The sequence below is a fragment of the Phycisphaeraceae bacterium genome, from assembly GCA_019636795.1.
GTDB lineage: Bacteria > Planctomycetota > Phycisphaerae > Phycisphaerales > UBA1924 > JAHBWW01.
This window is the reverse complement of record JAHBWW010000001.1, coordinates 514,616-531,354: the sequence shown is the minus strand read 5'-3', so window position 1 is coordinate 531,354 and position 16,739 is coordinate 514,616. Positions and strand designations below refer to the sequence as shown.

The window sequence follows — 16,739 nt, the reverse complement described above, 5'->3', positions numbered from 1 at the left end:
CGGGGTACAAAAACGACGAGCACCCCGTTTCCAGGGTGCTCGTGCAGGTGTCAGAGGGAAGTTGATTCAGCAACCGGCCGAGACGATGCCCAGATAGATCTGGACGTCGAAGAAGTCGAAGTTGCCGTCGCCGTTGAGATCAGCATCAGGATTCTGAGCGCTGAAGTCGGCGAGGAAAGCCTGGACATCGAAGAAGTCGAGCACTCCGTCGCCGTTCCAGTCGGCGGGGCATGCGGGAGCGCAAATCATTTCAGAGATGCGAAGGGCATCGATAGCGGCTTCGAGCACAGAGTTGTTGGGGTTGTCAGAGGTTACGAATCGTACACGGAACTGGTTGTTGAGCGAGACGTAGTTTGAGATCTGGAACGTGACGAGGTTCCACCCACTCACTGAACCGGTGACACTGTTGGCAACAACCCATGTTGAGCCGCCGTTGTCAGAGACTTCGATGGAGAAGGTGTCATCGTTGGTGGTGGCCAGTTGGAACCACCGTGCGACCCTGAGCGTGGGATTGATGGTCATTGAGAGGTCGAAGATAGGGCTGTTGAGAATGGTGGGTCCACCGTCGAGGTCGCTGTTGCCTGGGCGGTTGCCGGTAAGCCAGCACTGCCCGGAACCGTCATAGTCAGAGGTGGGGTCCTGACGTGAGCCGTCGCCAGCGGGAATGCCTCGCTCCCAACCGCCATCGGTGACTGCGATGTTCTGAACGGACCACCCGCCAGCGATTTCAAAGTTCAGATCGATATACGTTGCGACGGAGGTGGCGACCGGGACAGTGTTGGAGCCATTGGACGGGCTGTAGTAGGTGTTGCCGTCAGATGCCATGGCGGAGACGAAGTACTCGATGTTTCCGCCGCAAGCCGTTGCGGGGAGATTGACGGAGTATGAGTTGGGAGAGTTTTCGGTCATCGCCACAGCGGTGAAGCCGGACCCGTTGTCATAGTGCAGCATGCCAGTGCCGGGAACTGGCTGGTCAACCGCACCGACTGCATCGACAAGCAGAACGGTCGAACCGTTGGGCTGAGCGAACGCCGGGAGACCGTTGGGGAAGACGAAGGCGATGCCGGAGCATGCGGTCTGAAGGCCGCAGTTGGAGTCGTTGAGGGTGGGCATGATGCTCGCGCCGGGTCCGCCGCCGTTGTCGATGGTGAGGGGGTGGAACTCCATGCGGACGTTGGACATTCCGCCGGGGCAAGTGTGGCAGTAGGACATGATGGTGCCGTTCTGCCCGACGTTACAGTTGCCGTTGCCGCAGCCGTCGATGACGGGGGTTGCCTGGTGGGTGTGGGGCGCTCCGACGTTATGGCCGATTTCGTGGGAAACGACCATGAGGTCCCAGTTCTGCGAACTGTTGTTCTGGATTGGGTATGGGAAGAAGCCGTTCATGTTGGCGCTGAGGCCGTAGGCGAATTGTCCGCCGCAGATTCCTGGGAGCCATGCGACGCCGCCGCCGAGGCCGCGGCCGGAGATGAAGTGTCCGAGGTCGCGTTGGACGGAGCCCATGTTGGCCTGCCAGTAGTCGCGGTACTGGAAGAGCTGGTCAGTGGTGTTGCCCGAGTTCCAGGGGTCGGTTGTGGTCCAGAGGCGTGTCCAGACGACGGTGAGCGTGGTGTTGACGTCTCGGGTGTAGATTTCGGTCATTGCGCCCCAGAGTGTGGCGAGGTAGGTGTTGGCTGCGGTCTGGTTGCCGCTGAAGATGCCGAGGTATTCCTGATCGGTTTCGATCGCGAAGTCGATGTTGAAGCAGCCGCCGACGCCGCGGGGTGACTGGCCGCCTTGGGGATCGATCGGTCGCATGTTCTGATCGAGTTGGTCGGCGTTGCACTGAAACTCGGCCCAGTTGATGATGCCTTCGGGAAGAGCGGTGAGATTGAAGATCGCGATGGGCAGCTCGTCGGCGTAGGCACCGGAGGAGATGATCCAGGTCTGGCCCATGGCATCGATGAACCCTTCGACGCCGAAGGGCGAGAAGGAGAGGAAGACGGTTGAATCGGGGTCGCCGTCGATGTATCCACCGAACATGGCCATCTCGGGCTGTTCGAGGCGGACCTCGCCGTCATCGGTCATGAGGAGCAGTTCGGCACCCGGTGCGAAAACATTGCGACGTGAGAGGCGCAGTGTGGCCTCGACACCATCGGCCAGTACGAAATCAGTCATGACCACAGACTGCACCCCGAGCAATGCCTGATAACCTTCTTGATCGAGCGTGAAGGTCGTGGCGTGCGGAGTGGTCTGCTCGGCTTGAGGGATGAGAGGTGAACTGAGATCGGAGGCTGCAAAGGCCACCGAGCCCGACAGCGCGAGGCAGGCTAGAAACTTTTTCATTTTGGACTCCCCTTCAGGTCTACATGAACCACAACAGGGCCCCTTCGCCCTGTAGTCGATTAGAGCATAACAGATCCTGCGGACCGAATACAGCAGTTTTCCATTTTTTGCTATGGGGTGATGCCCCCCTGCTGGGGAAGTGGGGAAGCCTGGAATACCGTGTGGTTGCATGAACAGCGAGCAGGTGGATGTCGTGATTGTTGGTTCTGGTGCGGCAGGGTTGATGACTGCGATCGCGCTGGGCCGGGCACTTGAGGCAGAGCATCGCTCGGCCCGCGTGCTGCTTGTCGACGGCGCGCGCACGATCGGAGCGAAGATTCTGGTGGCTGGGGGAGGTCGCTGCAACGTCACGCACTATCAAGTCGATGAGCAGCAGTACGCCGGCTCGACGCCTGGGGCGATTCGCAGCGTGCTTCGGCGGCTCGACGTGCCTGAGACAGTCGCGTTCTTTGAAAGCATCGGCGTGAGACTCAAGCGCGAAGATACGGGCAAACTTTTCCCCACGACGGACCGTGCGAGAACGGTGCTCGATGCGCTGGTGCATGAATCACAGCGGGTCGGGACCAGACTCGTCCACCCTTGGCGGGTCGGCGCGATTGAGCGTGAGGGCGAAGAGTTTGTGGTGCATCGCGAGGGAGATTCGGGAGAAGTGGTGCGGGCGCGGCGTGTGGTGCTGACGCCCGGGGGCAGGGCACTACCGAAGTCAGGATCGGACGGTCTGGGGTATGAGTTCGCGAAGGCGCTGGGCCACTCGACGACATCGCGAATCTTTCCTTCGCTTGTGCCTCTGGTTGTGGGTGAGCGATCGAAGTGGATCACTGAGTTGAGCGGCATCAGTACGATCGCGCGGGTCGAAGTGCGCAGCGGGAGCGGAAAGAAACTGGCTGCCTTCACGAACAGTATTCTGTGCACACACTTCGGACTGAGCGGGCCGGGAGTGCTTGATGCGAGCCGATGGTATCTTGACGCGAGGAGGTCGGACTCCGATGCAAAGCTCATCATCAACTGGCTAGGGGAGACGAGTTTTGATGCGGCCGATGCGGCACTTCGGGCACTTGGAAAGCGCAGTGTCGGCGCGTGGCTCCGCGAGCAATTGCCCGAGCGGCTGGCGCTGCGGCTGTGCGTGCAGGCTGGCGCTGACGCAACAACTGCGGGGTCTGCCCTGACGCGCGACGTGCGGCGTGCGCTGGCGCATGCACTGGTCGAGTGTGAGGTGAAAATCGCGGGTGACCGGGGGTTCACGCATGCAGAAGTGACTGCTGGGGGCATTCCGCTGAGTGAAGTCGAGGTCAAGACGATGCGCAGCCGTGTGTGCGAAGGACTTTGGCTGGCTGGAGAGATTCTGGATGTGGACGGGCGGATCGGGGGGTTCAACTTTCAATGGGCGTGGGCGAGTGGGCATGTTGCGGGTTTGTCGATCGCGGTTGATGTCTGCGCTCAGGCGGGCGCGCAGTGAGTTGATGCTGGGCGATCTGAAGTGCGTTGAGGGCGGCCCCTTTGCGGAGTTGATCGCCACAGGCCCAGACCTGAAAGCGGCGTGTCGGTGTGTGCGGTTGCTCGGAAGCGTCGACTTTGCGCACACGACCGACGAGGACATCGTTGCCCCCTGAAGCGTCGATAGGCGTGGGGAAAATTGCGTTGGCCCAATCATCCACAACACGAAGGCCCGGGCCTGCACCGATCGCGGTACGCACGTCGGCGAGCGTTGCGGGCGTGCGAAGCGTAACGAGAATCGACTGGCTGTGCGCACGCACGACAGGAACACGCACGCAGGTGGGGATGACGCTCAGGCTGGGGTGATCCCAGATTCGCTGAGCTTCGGCGATCATCTTGACCTCTTCGCCGTTGCGGCCAGTGTCGGGATCGAGCGTGGACTCGTGCGGAAACACATTGAATGCGCACGAGTGAGGAAACACAGACGGCGGCACATGACGACCCTCGAGTGAGGCGCGGGTCTGCTCGTGCAGTTCATCGATGCCCGCGATGCCGGCACCCGAGACGGCCTGGTAGGTCGAGACGATGACTTCATCGATACCGAATCGTTTTCGCAGCGGCTCAAGGGCAAGAAGCATGATGATGGTCGAGCAGTTGGGGTTGGCAATCAACAGGGCGTCGGGGGCTATTGCGCCAGCGTTGATTTCGGGGACGACGAGAGGCACGCGCGGATCCAAGCGAAAAGCAGAAGAATTGTCGATCACGACAATGCCCCGGTCAACCAGACGTGGGGCATACTCGCGCGAGAGGGCTGCATCGGTGCAGAGGATTGCGCAGGCTGCTCGATCGAGACGGTCGAGATTGAACTCCTCGACGTGAATCTCGCTTTGGCCAAACGGAAGCAATGATCCGGCTGAACGAGCAGAGGCCACAGCGATGACACGATCGATCGGCCAATGGAGTTCTGCGAGAATGGCCAAGGCTTCGCGTCCGACGGCACCGGTGGCACCGATGATGGCGATGGTGGGTGTTTCAGGCATGCTGCACCTCACGGGCGATGAGTGCTGAGTCGACGTCGCGCTGCTGGCGACAGAGGGTGAGCACATCGGCAACGACGGCTTCGGCTGTGGGCCATCGCCCTGCTCCGCGGCCCGAGATGAACTCGCGCACTCCGTCGTCCCAGATCAGTTCGACGGCGTTACCGGAGCCATGAATAGCGGCGAGCGGGTCGCCCGCATCAATCAGAGCGAGACCGACTTGTGCAGTGATACTGCCTTCATGGTCAAGTGACAATGTTGCGAGATGGCGCACGTTGCGGGCGGGTTTTGGCGGGCCGAGGCGGCGCAAGCCATCGGCGAGCGATTCAATGGCAACAGAGTCGAGCGTGAGGTGAGCATTGACTGCTTCGTGTTGCGCGATGACGCAGAGTTTCTCGGCTGCGTCGATGCCGAGGAGATCGCGTGAAGGATCGGCTTCGGCAAACCCGAGTGCCTGGGCGGCGATGATGGCGGCCTCGATGGATTGGCCTTGTGCGAGTTGATCGAGGATAAAGTTGGTGGTGCCATTGAGGATGCCACGCAGGGCGCACAGACGATGGCCCGGGCGTGAGGCGATGCGTTCGAGGACTGGCACACTGCCACCGACCGAGGCTGAGGCGTGAAGCGAGCAGTTGTTTTCGCGAGCGAGATTCTTCAAGTGTGGTCCGTCACTGGCGATGAGGGCTTTGTTGGCGGTGACCACGGAAGCGCTGCGTTCGAGTGCTGCGTGCAGAGCAGTACGCGGGGTTTCCAGCCCGCCGATGACCTCGACGACGATGTCGGCGTCGCGCACGGCGTTGGTGATGCTGGATGCAAAATACTCGGCTGGAACGTGAATGCTGCGTTGTTTTGAGTGGTCGCGAGCCAGAACGGCGCTGATGACGACATCGTCCTCGAGGCTTTGCAGGAGATCGAACACTCCGAGACCGACTGTGCCGAGCCCGAGGATGGCTACTCGCTTGGGATGAGGTCGATCGTGTTTGTGCGAGACGCGAGTCTCGCCGGGGCCGATGCGTGTGGGGCGCGTGCCGTTGAGGCGGCCGATCTCGAAGGAGAGATTGCGGGCGGCTGCGTAGCGCAAGGCTTTGTGCTGGATGATGGAGCCATCGGTTGCGAGCGCGTCGTCGTACGTTGCGTGCTCATAGCGAAGTGGCTCGGGGCCTGGCCGTGCGGGATCGGAGACGTACAGGCCATCGACATCTTTGACGAGGCGGCAACACTCGGCCCCGAGGTTGTAAGCGAGATGAAGAGCGGTGAGATCGGACCCGCCGCGACCAAGCGTGACGGTGCGTCCGAGGTTATCGATACCGGTGAAACCCGGAACAATGATCGCGTAATCACGATCGAACCAGGCGTCAAAATAGGTGCGGTCGAGCGCGACGGGGTCGGCGTCGCGTGGGTCGCCGGTTGCGCGCAGACCAACCGCTGCGGGCGAGAGTGTTGCAGCGGGCAGGCCTGCGCGATCGAGCGCGAGCGCGAGCAGTGCTGCGCTGCGCGATTCACCGATGGCGGCAAGCCCTGCAACGGAAGCGGAAGGGGCATCGGGACATGCGCGGTGCGCGGCGTTGAGCAGCGTGTCGGTCTCGCCAGCCAGCGCTGAGACGACCGCGACGACGCGCCAGCCTTCGCGACGCCACCGGTAGATTTCATGAACAGCTCGACGGAGGGTTGTCTCGCTGGTAAGAACTGAGCCTCCGAGCTTGAGCACAATCAGCGGGCGGTGCATGCGACGCCTCCTGTGCTGATGTGTGGGGTGGCGATGTCCTGGGCGGCTTCGATCGCATGTGCGAGATCGGCGATGATGGCGTCGGGCGCTTCGAGACCGACGGAAATGCGGATTAGCCCGTCACTGATGCCGACAGCGAGACGTTCTTCGCGTGGCACGTCGGCATGAGTCATGGTGGCAGAGTGGGTGACGAGAGTCTCGACCGAGCCGACGTGTTCGACGAGTGTGCAGAGTTTGAGGCGTTCGACGCAGCGGTGTGCTGCTTCAAGGCCGCCTGCGAGTTCGAAGGAGACGACTGCGCCGTGGGCGCCGAGGTGCTGACGCGCTGCGATCGTGGCCTGCTCGTCAACCGCCAGTCCGGGGTAGCAGACGCGTTCGACCTGGGGATGATCGGCAAGAAACGACGCGATGGTAGCGGCGGTCGCGGACTGGGCGCGAAGGCGAAGCGGAAGTGTGCGCAGGCCCTGAAGCGTGAGCCACGCGTTGAGTGGCGACTGGATTGCGCCGGTGCATTTGCGAATGAAACGCAGTCGATCGAGGTGCTGGGCATGGCGCGAAACGAGCGCACCGCCGAGCGCGGCCGAGTGCCCTTCGATGAACTTGGTTGTGGAGTAGACAGAAAAATCTGCGCCCAGATTGAGCGGCTGCTGAAGCACGGGGGTGAGGAAGGTGTTGTCGACAGCAAGGAGTGCGCCGGCGCGATGCGAGAGTGCAGCAATCGCGGCGATGTCGGAGACTTCGAGTGTTGGGTTTGCGGGGGTTTCGATAAAGACGAGTCGTGTGCTGGGTGTCAGGGCGGCAGCGAGATCGTCGACGCGCGTTGAGTCGATGAATGTGCAGGTGATGCCAAGCCCGCTGAGGAGATCGCGCAGCAGTCGCGACGTTCCGCCATAGACGTGTCGGCCGCAGACGACATGATCGCCGGCCCGGAGGAATGCGAGGAAGAGCGCGGTCTCAGCGGCTAGCCCGGAACCGAAACACACAGCTGGAGGAGCGTCTTCGAGCGAGCCAATCGCCGATTCGAGGGCTGCGACTGTGGGGTTGGACACTCGCGAATAGGCATGCGGCGCGGTGCTGGTGATGCCGGCGCGAGTGAAGGTGGTGGATTGAACCAGAGGCGTGACCAGTGGGTCGCCATCGCGTGCGGTTCGGCCAGCAGTGACACAGAGGGTATCGAAACAAAGGTCGGCGCAAAAGGACATGTCGTGAAACTCCTTTTCACGACACCAACAGCGGACCAGAGTCGACGTGGAGGCAGCGAACGTCGCTGCTGTTATTTTGACGGTTCAAAGAACCGCCCGCATCGTTCCCCACGTCGGGGCTGGCCTCGGCACCGTGGCAGGTTTTCTGCTCGGTTGCCGCCCGGGACCTTTGAGAGGCTTCCCGGGACTCTTGATGCATGTGGAGCGAGTGTAACAGGCTTGGCGTCGTGGTCAAGTCGGAGGGTGCATGATTTCGACATGCTCGGTATGGCTCATTATGAGCTAAAAATATGCAGAACGAGCGAGCGGTTCGTCCAACCCGCGTGCATCGCACACATTCTCATCGTACACTTACCACTCGATGAAGAAGTATGCAGAAATGTACGCGGTGATGGCAATGGTGCGGGCGCTGGTGCTCGTTCTCGCGCTGACGGTGCCCGTGTTCTCGGCTGGCGCCCGGGCGACTCAACCAGAGGTTCTGCCCGAGCAACCGGCAATCTCGACCGAGTTCATTCAATCCCGCATCGCGCATTTCGAGCAGGCGACCGAGATTGACGAGGCGACTCGGACAGCCATTCTCGAACGGTTTCGTGATGCGCTGTTGAATCTCCAGCGTTTCGAAGATTCAACGGCGCGGATGGTCGAGTTCAATCGACTGACCGCCGAGGCTCCAGCGTTTCTTGAACAGATTCGGGCGGAACTTTCTGCCCCGCCAGCTGACCCGAGACCGAACATTCCACCCGAAGCGACGTTGTCGCAACTCGAACAAGGGCTTGAGCAGGCCCGGGCAGAGCTGGCAGCCGCACGCCAGCAGGCAGAGTACTGGCAGAACGAGTCATCGCGGCGTGTGGAACGTCGTCCTGTGGCACAGGATCTGGTCTCACAATTGCGAACACGTGTCGCGGAGTTGGATCAGGACATTCGGGGGCTTGCTACTGCCGAGCCGAGCCTGGTGATCGAGGCGCGGCGCGTGGCTGCTCAGGCGCAACGTATGGCTGCGATGCGTGAGATCGAGGCGCTCGAGGCTGAGGTGCGGTGCTATGACGCGCGGCGAGACATCACACCAGCGCGGCGAGACCGGGCCTTGCGACAGGTCGGAAACGCTGAGAAATTGATTGAGATTTTTCAGCGGCTTGTGAGCGATCGGCGACAACTCGAAGCGCAGGCTGCTGCACTCGAAGCCGAGCGATTGCGCCGCGAGGCGGCCCGCCAGCATCCGGTGCTTCAGGAATTTGCGGACAGGAACAAGGAATTGGCTGACCTGCGGGTCGGCCGCGAGGGCACCACGCAACGCATCGACCAGGATACCGAGGACCTGCGGCAGATGCGAGTGGGATTGGCAGCGATGCGCGAGGGGTATCAGTCTGTGCGGCGTCGCATCGTGGCGACCGGGCTGAACCGGGCAACGGGACTGCTTCTGCGTCGGCAATATGAGATGCTGCCCAACGTGTCGGACCTCAAGCGGTCACTTCGCACGGCGCGCCAGCAACTGGAACAGGCCCAGGTCACACTCATCGAGCGGCAGGAAGAGCGGTCGGGCGCTGGCGATATCAGCACGACCGTCGAGTCCCTCATGCAACAAGTCGGCCCGGTGGAATCGGAGACGGTGCGACTCGACATCGAAGCAGTCGCGCGTGAGCTGGCCATCAATCGCCGCGACACTCTTGACCGCCTTGTAGCAGATGCAACGACACACTTCAATCTCCTGATCGAGGTCGAAGAGACCACGCAGGAATACCTCGCCGCGGCGAGTGCGTACGAGCGATTCATCGAAGAGCGCATCCTCTGGATCCGAAGTGTGTCGGTTGATGGGCTGCCACGCTTGCAGGATTTTGCGAACTCCATCGCCTTGACGCTCGATCCATCGGCGTGGGTGCAGGCTTTAGAACTAACGTGGCGTTCGGCCATCAAGCGTGCGCACGTTTCGGTCGGGCTAGCGCTCCTCACGATTGCATCGTTTGTCGTCGCTCGCAGGTGCCGCAAGTTACTCAAGGAGACGGCAAAGAGCGTCAGCAGTTACCGGACGGATTCGTTCGAGCACACGCTGCGGGCGTTCGCGATGACGGTGGGGATGGCACTGCCACTCCCGTTGTTTCTGTGGAACCTGGGATGGATATGCGCCAGCCCGATCGATCAGGGGGCCACAGCGATCGCACTGGCGCACGGTCTGCAATCGGCAGCCTTGCTCGGTCTGCCACTGATCACGCTCTCCCGCTTGGCCCAGCCCGGGGGATTGCTCGATGCCCACTTCCGCTGGCCGACGGCTTCGGTGCGCGCGATCCGCCTTCACCTGCACTGGTTCATTACGCCGACGCTGATTGCCTTCGGGGTTTCGGAATACTTCGAGCGCCTCGGGGTCGAGTCATCGGTCGCGACTCTGGGCCGCCTGGCGTTCACGACTCAGTTGGTGCTGCTGTCATTGTGGCTTGAGCGTGTGCTTCGTCCTCGTGGCGCGGTGATCGGGGAATACTGCAAGCGCAATCCTGATGGCGCGATTGATCGACTGCGCTATGTCTGGTTCCCTCTGGTGGTGGCGCTGCCCCTGTCGTTTGCAACGGTTTCGTGGTTGGGATATCACTACACCGCGGTTCAGCTCGAGTCGCGGTTTCAGGCCACGCTGGCGCTGATCTTGTCGTTGATACTCATGAACGCCTTTCTGCAGCGATGGCTCTTTCTCGCCCGGCGCAAGGTGGCCATTGAAGACGCGCGACGCCGCCGCGAACAGGCACGTGGCGAATCGACAGGTGCCGAAGGTGGCGCGCCGATCGAGGAGGAGAAACTGGATCTCCCCGCCATCAGTGCGCAGACACAGCAACTGTTTCGCCTGGCCATTGTTGTTTCACTCGTACTGGGCTTGTACGCGACCTGGGCTTCGGTGTTGCCAGCGCTCAAGATGCTCGATCGTGTTGAAGTCTGGCCGCGCATACACATTGCACAGGGCGATCGCGAAGGCGTGGTGCCCGAACTCGAACTCGCACCGTTTGCGACCGACGCTCCAGACGCCCCCCCAGCGACAACTCCATCCGCTTCGCCCGCAAGCGGTTCGACGAGCCTCTCTCCGACCGGTTTGATATCCAGTGTTTCTTCGTCAGCTGAGTCACCAGCGACCTCGGCGGTTGTCGTAACACTCGCCGATCTGGGACTTGGTTTTATCATCCTGCTCGCCACGATTCTGGCGTTTCGCAACCTTCCGGGACTGGTCGAGATTGTCGTTCTTCAGCAACTTCCGCTTGATGCAGGCAGCCGGTACGCGCTGAGCACAGTCCTTCGATATGTCATCGCGATTGTGGGCATCACAATCGCATTCAACGCCATCGGGATCTCGTGGAGCAAGGTCCAATGGCTCGCCGCTGCACTGACGTTTGGACTCGCGTTCGGACTTCAGGAGATCTTTGCCAACTTTGTTTCCGGGCTCATTATCCTCGCGGAACGGCCGATTCGTGTTGGCGATACCGTCACGGTGGGTGGCGTATCGGGCAACGTCACACGAATCCGCATGCGGGCAACCATGATCACCGACTGGGACCGCAAGGAACTCATCATTCCCAACCGCACGTTTATCACCGATCAGGTGATCAACTGGACTCTGACCGATCCGGTGCTGCGTGTCATGATCCCTGTCGGTGTCAGTTACGGCTCGGATGTTGACAAGGTTGTAGAACTGTTGTTGCGTGTTGCGAATCAGATTCCACTCGTGCTGCGCGATCCTCCGCCTCAGGCGCTGTTTCTGGGCTTCGGCGACAGCACGCTGAACTTTGAGGTGCGCTGCCATATTGCAAGCATCAGCAACTTCGTCGCCACGCGACACCAGATGCACATGGGCATTCTCAAGACGTTCCGCGAAAACGATGTCGAGATCGCCTTCCCACAGCGTGATCTGCACCTGCGTACGGCTGACGCCCGAATCCAGATCGTTCGGGAAGACTCTTCGGGCAAGACAACGGTCGCGCCGACCAAAGTTGATTGAGGAGCAACTCTGGCCGGTTCAAGCTGGCAGAAGCGGGCGCGCCGAACTCGCCGGTCTGGGTTCGCGGATACGCTTTGCTCCATGAAGGCCATTCTGCTCGCCATTGCAGCGGGGCTGTGCTGGGGCGTCGGGGAAGTTGCGACGCGCTCGGCCCTGCATTCCAAGGAAATCGGCCCCTTTGCAGCGGTCATGTTCCGTTCCCTCGTCGCCCTGCCGTTGATCGTCATCGCGTTCTTCATTGCGAGAGATTTCAGCGCGGTCGAGGCCCAGCCGCTGCGCGGCATCTCGGGTGCGACATGGAGCAAGATCATCCTTGGCTCGGGACTCGTCGCCGGGGCGGCTGCGTTGATCTTCTTTTACGCCGCGCTGTCACTCGGCGAGATCTCGCGGATCAAACCCATTGCGTTCGCGCTCGCGCCTGCGACGGGAGTCGTGCTCGGCTGGCTGCTGCTGGGTGAGCCGATGACAGCACGCAAGGTTGCGGGGGTGGTATTGATCCTGCTCGGAGTCGTCGTGCTGACCAAGTGATCGAGCGAGCAAGCGGCGGGTTGCTTCATTCGCCTGCCTGGAGCGTGCGCGGCTGGACCTCGACACCGGATAATTCGGGCAGTGTCTTGGGGCTGCGAGCACCGCCGTCTTCAAACTTGCGCAGCGTCGGCAGCATCCGCTGGTCGATCGAACCCACGAGGCTGTTGTAGCGATCAACACTTTGGCGGATGGAATCGCCGAGTTTTCGTGCGTGTTCAAAGGTTGTGGCGGCCCGATCGTGCAGTTCGGCACCCAGGCGCAACAAGGCTTGCGCTTCTTCCGCCAGCCGATGCTCGCGCCATCCCACAGCCACAGCCCGCAGCAACCCAATCAATGTCGAGGGACTCGCCAGGATGACATTTCGCTGGGCGGCGGTTTCGAGCAGATCAGGCTGGCGGGCCAGTGCTGCATCAATGAAGTGGTCTCCGGGCACGAACATGACGACAAACTCCGGAGCGCCGTCAAACTGTGCCCAGTATCGCTTGTCCGATAGTTTTTTGGTCTGATCCTGCACATGCCCCGCGAATCGGTCAAGATGTTTCTCTCGCTCAGCCTCATCGCGGGCGTTGACCGCTTCGAGGTATGCATAGGTATTGGTCTTGGCATCAACCGCGATGACGCGCTCGTTGGGCAGGCGCACGACCATATCCGGTCGAAGCAGGTTGCCCTCGCCATCGCGCGAACTCGTCTGCTCCGTGAAGTCGCAATAGCTGACCATCCCCGCAAGTTCCGCGACGCGCCGCAATTGAATCTCGCCATACTGACCGCGCACTTCGGGCCTGCTCAGCGCGCGAGTCAGTCGCTCGGTTTCGTTCCGCAGCCCTTCGCTCGCACCCGAAACCATTTCGATGTGCTTGCCCAGCGCGGCAAAGCTCTCAGCCCGCGCCCGCTCGATCGATTCAAGCCTCTCGCGCGTCTTCTCCAGCGTTTCCCCGATAGGCCTAACGAGATTGGCGTGCTCCTGCCTGGCTGCGTCGAAGTATGGCTTGGCGTGTGCGAGAAACTCCTCGCGCGACGACGCCAGCGAAGACTTGAGCGCCTCGTTGGACAATGCTGCGAACGATTCGCGCAGCCTCTGCTCGTGGCGTTCGAGTTCCTGCCGCAGGAGTTCGGCGTTTTCGAGCCTCTCGCGCAGCATCGCGCACTCCTTGCTCAGTTCGACGATGCGGTCGCGCGCCTGCTCTTCGGTGGCGCGGGCGCGATCGAGCTCGCTGCGTGATTCGGCCAACGCGCGCTCGAGTGACTCGGCGCTCGCGCGGTCGCTAGCGTGCTGGGCGAAGAGTCTGGCCCTGCCCGACACGAGGTACGCAACAACGACAGCCAAGCCAGCTGCCACGATCAGAAAAATCCAGGCCAACATCGTCATTGATGGAGTGTATCGCACCTCCGCAGAGCGATCCCGACCGAAGTCCGAATACTGTGTCCAGAACAAACCCACGCACAGCCACGAAGCCTCAACTGGCATCGATAGCAGCCTGCCGATTTGGCACCTCGCAGGCCCGGAGCGCGTGTCATTGGCAGTATCCAGGGCCGCAATAGTTTCCTAAACGCTTGTAATACATGTCGTTATGTGAGCCTGCCTTCCGGCACACTCTTTGCCTCGTCTGTGGCATGCGGAACGTGCGCTCGCATCCCGACGACTTTGGTGGCCCCCCCACTGGGCCCGGGGGAGGCGTGCGTCTGAACCTGCTCCTTTCCTACGCCGGTCGGCACGAAAACCCGTGGGTCGAGCGTCTGCCGACGCTGCTCGAACCGATGGGCATCCGCTCGCTGCGCGCGGGCACCGGCCAGGAAGCCACCCGCGTCATCCAGTCCTGCCCGGTCCACATCGCGATCGTCGATCTCGGCCTGCCGATGGAAGCATCGTCGGCTGGATACGCAAGCGAAGGCGGGCCTCGCATTCTCGAACTCCTGCGGCGCCTCGACGCGCCGCCTCCGATTGTCGCGGTCAAGCCGACCAGCACGCACCGTGACGATGCGCGGCACATCGCGGCTGCGTTGCGGGCTGGCGTCTTTGCTGTCGTTGATCGCCCGCATGGCCAGGGCGATCTTGAACTCATGCTCGGCGTGCTTCAGCGCTGCCTCTCGCGCTTCTACCACAACCGCTGGCCGGGAGAACTGTCTTCATAGCAAACCACGCGTAGTCGCGTTTGACTTCGCGGTTCATTGAGGTGTCCGCACGGATCACTCATCAACAAGCCTCTGCACAAGGCGTTCTTAGAAAGGAATCAGACTCATGGCCGTCAAAACCAGGAAATCCGTCTCCGTCCGCCCCCTGCACAACAAGATCCTCGTCGAGCGCGACGAAGCCCAGGATCGCACCGACAGCGGCATCTACCTGCCCGAATCGAGCAAGGACCGCCCGAAGAGCGGCACCATCAAGGCCGTCGGCGATGGCTCGCTCAACACCGAGACGGGCAAGCGCATCCCGCTGACCGTCAAGGCCGGCGACCGCGTGATCTTCTCGTCCTACGCGGGCACCGAAGTCAAGATCGACGACAGCGAACTGCTCATCATGACCGAGGAAGACATCCTCGCGATCATCGACTAAGCCCGGCGGACAGAGTGATTCATGAACATCGACCAACTCCGCAAAGCACTCGGTGAACTCAAGGGCCAACGCTCGGCCACGTTTGCCTTTCATGGCATCCCCGAGCCAAACACCCAGCTCATCGTCCGCAACGCCATGCTCGTCCCCGATGAACCCGATCACCTGATCAAACTCACAGACGGGCAGAGCATTTTCATCATCGATGCCGAACGGGTCGCATATATCCGTATCGGATTGCCGCAGTAACTAACCCAGTGCCTAGTGCCCAAGGCCTAGTGCCTCAGAAGAAACAGGAGTCAGAATATGGCAGCCAAACAAATCGCTTTCAGTAACGAGGCCCGCGAGAAGATTCTTCGCGGCGTTCAGAAACTCGCACACGCCGTCAAGGTCACGCTCGGCCCCAGCGGCCGCGTCGTCGTCCTCGAAAAGTCATTCGGCGCACCGACCGTCACCAAGGACGGCGTGACCGTGGCCAAGGAGATCACGCTCGACGATCCGTACGAGAACATGGGCGCGCAGATGGTCAAGGAAGTCGCGTCAAAGGCTTCGAAGGAAGCGGGCGACGGCACCACGACCGCCACGATCTACGCCGAGGCGATTTTCGCTGAAGGGCTCAAGAACATCACCAGCGGCGCGAACCCCAACCAGATCAAGCGCGGCATCGACAAGGCCGTCACCGCCCTGATCGCCGAACTGCACAACATGTCCAAGCCCGTCGCATCGAGCAAGGAAATCGCACAGGTCGGCACATGCAGCGCCAACCAGGACGAAGCCATCGGCAAGATCATTGCCACCGCGATGGACAAGGTCGGCAAGGACGGCGTCATCACCGTCGAAGAAGGCAAGAGCCTCGACACCGAAGTCGAACTCGTCGAAGGCATGCAGTTCGACAAAGGTTACCTCAGCCCCCACTTCGTCACCAACACCGCGACGATGGAGTGCGTCCTCGAGAAGCCTTACATCCTCATCCACGAGAAGAAGCTCTCGAGTGCCAAGGACCTGCTGCCCATTCTCGGCAAGATCGCTGAAAGCGGCGACAGCCTGCTCATCATCGCCGAGGACATCGACTCCGAAGCCCTGGCCACACTCGTCGTGAACAAACTTCGCGGCGTGCTTAAGGTCGCAGCGGTCAAGGCGCCTGGCTTCGGCGACCGCCGCAAGGCCATGCTCGAAGACATCGCCACTCTCACCGGCGGCACCGCGATCATGGAAGAACTCGGCATCGACCTCGAAAAACTCACCCTCGCCGATCTCGGCCGGGCCAAGAAGGTCACGATCGACAAGGACAACACCACCGTCGTCGAAGGTGCGGGCAAGAGCGCTGATATCAAGGGCCGCATCGACATGCTCCGCCACCAGATCGAGGCCAGCAGCAGCGACTACGACCGCGAGAAACTCGAAGAGCGTCTGGCCAAACTCGCCGGCGGCGTGGCGCAGATCAACGTCGGGGCGGCGACCGAAGTCGAGATGAAGGAGAAGAAGGCTCGCGTCGAGGACGCCCTCCACGCCTGCCGCGCTGCGGTCGAAGAAGGCATCCTGCCCGGCGGCGGCGTCGCGATCCTTCGCGCCCGCAAGGTCCTCGACGCACTCCGCAAGAAGTGCGACGGCGACGAGCGCATCGGCATCGACATCGTCAGTCGGGCCGTCACCGCGCCGGTCAAGCAGATCGCCAAGAACTGCGGCCTCGACGGCTCGGTCATCGCCAGCAAGATCGAAGAAAGCAGCGAAACTAACTTCGGCTTCAACGCGCTGACGCAGGAATACGGCGACCTGGTCAAGATGGGCGTCATCGTCCCGACCAAGGTCGAACGCATCGCCCTGCAGAACGCAGCAAGCATCTCGGGCCTGCTGCTGACGACGGATGCGGCGATTGTGGAGATCAAGGAGAAGAAGGCGCCGGTGGGGGCTGGCGCTGGGATGGATGATATGGATTATTGATATACTCCGTCTCACGTCGAGAAATCGGCGT

Annotated in this window: 12 protein-coding genes and 1 riboswitch; of the genes, 7 read left to right on the top strand and 5 right to left on the bottom strand. The window is 61.5% G+C overall.

Features of this window, described 5'->3' with window-relative positions; genetic code table 11:
- Positions 1–66: 66 nt before the first annotated feature.
- On the bottom strand, positions 67–2,325 hold the full coding sequence (locus tag KF757_02240) for a hypothetical protein (protein MBX3321791.1): 2,259 nt from the start codon (positions 2,323–2,325) through the stop codon (positions 67–69).
- A gap of 169 nt (positions 2,326–2,494) precedes the next feature.
- Between KF757_02240 and KF757_02235 the strand changes: the two genes are divergently transcribed.
- Entirely contained in the window at positions 2,495–3,781 is a 1,287-nt protein-coding gene (locus KF757_02235; protein ID MBX3321790.1) for an aminoacetone oxidase family FAD-binding enzyme, read from the top strand.
- Here KF757_02235 and KF757_02230 read toward each other — a convergent pair.
- From KF757_02230 to KF757_02220, 3 genes are read right to left on the bottom strand one after another with little or no spacing between them, the layout of a single operon-like run.
- Positions 3,696–4,799, bottom strand: a complete 1,104-nt coding sequence (locus tag KF757_02230; protein ID MBX3321789.1) for an aspartate-semialdehyde dehydrogenase — start codon at positions 4,797–4,799, stop codon at positions 3,696–3,698. The two genes, KF757_02235 and KF757_02230, sit on opposite strands and share 86 nt — an antisense overlap.
- Positions 4,792–6,522 carry a homoserine dehydrogenase gene (locus KF757_02225; protein MBX3321788.1) on the bottom strand — a complete coding sequence of 577 codons (1,731 nt, stop codon included), beginning with the start codon at positions 6,520–6,522 and terminating at the stop codon, positions 4,792–4,794. The genes KF757_02230 and KF757_02225 overlap by 8 nt, the downstream gene beginning before the upstream one ends.
- Positions 6,507–7,724 (bottom strand): aminotransferase class I/II-fold pyridoxal phosphate-dependent enzyme, encoded by a 1,218-nt coding sequence (locus KF757_02220; GenBank protein ID MBX3321787.1) that lies wholly within the window; start codon positions 7,722–7,724, stop codon positions 6,507–6,509. The genes KF757_02225 and KF757_02220 overlap by 16 nt, the downstream gene beginning before the upstream one ends.
- 62 nt (positions 7,725–7,786) lie before the next feature.
- Positions 7,787–7,926, bottom strand: a riboswitch (SAM riboswitch).
- 159 nt (positions 7,927–8,085) lie between these two features.
- Between KF757_02220 and KF757_02215 the strand changes: the two genes are divergently transcribed.
- Both KF757_02215 and KF757_02210 read left to right on the top strand, forming a co-directional pair.
- Positions 8,086–11,691, top strand: a complete 3,606-nt coding sequence (locus KF757_02215) for a mechanosensitive ion channel (GenBank protein MBX3321786.1) — start codon at positions 8,086–8,088, stop codon at positions 11,689–11,691.
- Between the two features lie 81 nt (positions 11,692–11,772).
- On the top strand, positions 11,773–12,219 hold the full coding sequence (locus KF757_02210; protein ID MBX3321785.1) for an EamA family transporter: 447 nt from the start codon (positions 11,773–11,775) through the stop codon (positions 12,217–12,219).
- A gap of 25 nt (positions 12,220–12,244) precedes the next feature.
- Here KF757_02210 and rmuC read toward each other — a convergent pair whose 3' ends face one another.
- Positions 12,245–13,684: a DNA recombination protein RmuC gene (gene rmuC, locus KF757_02205; protein MBX3321784.1), complete on the bottom strand. Its 1,440-nt coding sequence runs from the start codon at positions 13,682–13,684 to the stop codon at positions 12,245–12,247.
- 146 nt (positions 13,685–13,830) lie between these two features.
- Here rmuC and KF757_02200 point away from each other — a divergent pair, with 146 nt between their 5' ends.
- The 4 genes from KF757_02200 (at position 13,831) to groL (ending at position 16,708) form a co-directional block, all read left to right on the top strand.
- The gene (locus KF757_02200) at positions 13,831–14,349 is read left to right on the top strand and encodes a hypothetical protein (protein ID MBX3321783.1); all 519 of its coding nucleotides are present in this window, start codon (positions 13,831–13,833) and stop codon (positions 14,347–14,349) included.
- Between the two features lie 106 nt (positions 14,350–14,455).
- Complete coding sequence (locus KF757_02195) at positions 14,456–14,770, top strand: co-chaperone GroES (GenBank protein ID MBX3321782.1); 315 nt, start codon at positions 14,456–14,458, stop codon at positions 14,768–14,770.
- Between the two features lie 21 nt (positions 14,771–14,791).
- Positions 14,792–15,016: a hypothetical protein gene (locus KF757_02190; protein MBX3321781.1), complete on the top strand. Its 225-nt coding sequence runs from the start codon at positions 14,792–14,794 to the stop codon at positions 15,014–15,016.
- Between the two features lie 57 nt (positions 15,017–15,073).
- Positions 15,074–16,708, top strand: a complete 1,635-nt coding sequence (gene groL, locus KF757_02185; GenBank protein ID MBX3321780.1) for a chaperonin GroEL — start codon at positions 15,074–15,076, stop codon at positions 16,706–16,708.
- Positions 16,709–16,739: the final 31 nt, after the last annotated feature.

Bases quoted from the DNA above. Each gene is read 5' to 3' on its own strand.
- KF757_02230 (MBX3321789.1), bottom strand. From the start codon at position 4,799: ATGCCTGAAACACCCACCATCGCCATCATCGGTGCCACCGGTGCCGTC.
- KF757_02200 (MBX3321783.1), top strand. From the start codon at position 13,831: ATGCGGAACGTGCGCTCGCATCCCGACGACTTTGGTGGCCCCCCCACT.
- KF757_02225 (MBX3321788.1), bottom strand. From the start codon at position 6,522: ATGCACCGCCCGCTGATTGTGCTCAAGCTCGGAGGCTCAGTTCTTACC.
- groL (MBX3321780.1), top strand. From the start codon at position 15,074: ATGGCAGCCAAACAAATCGCTTTCAGTAACGAGGCCCGCGAGAAGATT.
- KF757_02240 (MBX3321791.1), bottom strand. From the start codon at position 2,325: ATGAAAAAGTTTCTAGCCTGCCTCGCGCTGTCGGGCTCGGTGGCCTTT.
- KF757_02215 (MBX3321786.1), top strand. From the start codon at position 8,086: ATGAAGAAGTATGCAGAAATGTACGCGGTGATGGCAATGGTGCGGGCG.
- KF757_02220 (MBX3321787.1), bottom strand. From the start codon at position 7,724: ATGTCCTTTTGCGCCGACCTTTGTTTCGATACCCTCTGTGTCACTGCT.
- rmuC (MBX3321784.1), bottom strand. From the start codon at position 13,684: ATGCCAGTTGAGGCTTCGTGGCTGTGCGTGGGTTTGTTCTGGACACAG.
- KF757_02210 (MBX3321785.1), top strand. From the start codon at position 11,773: ATGAAGGCCATTCTGCTCGCCATTGCAGCGGGGCTGTGCTGGGGCGTC.
- KF757_02190 (MBX3321781.1), top strand. From the start codon at position 14,792: ATGAACATCGACCAACTCCGCAAAGCACTCGGTGAACTCAAGGGCCAA.
- KF757_02195 (MBX3321782.1), top strand. From the start codon at position 14,456: ATGGCCGTCAAAACCAGGAAATCCGTCTCCGTCCGCCCCCTGCACAAC.
- KF757_02235 (MBX3321790.1), top strand. From the start codon at position 2,495: ATGAACAGCGAGCAGGTGGATGTCGTGATTGTTGGTTCTGGTGCGGCA.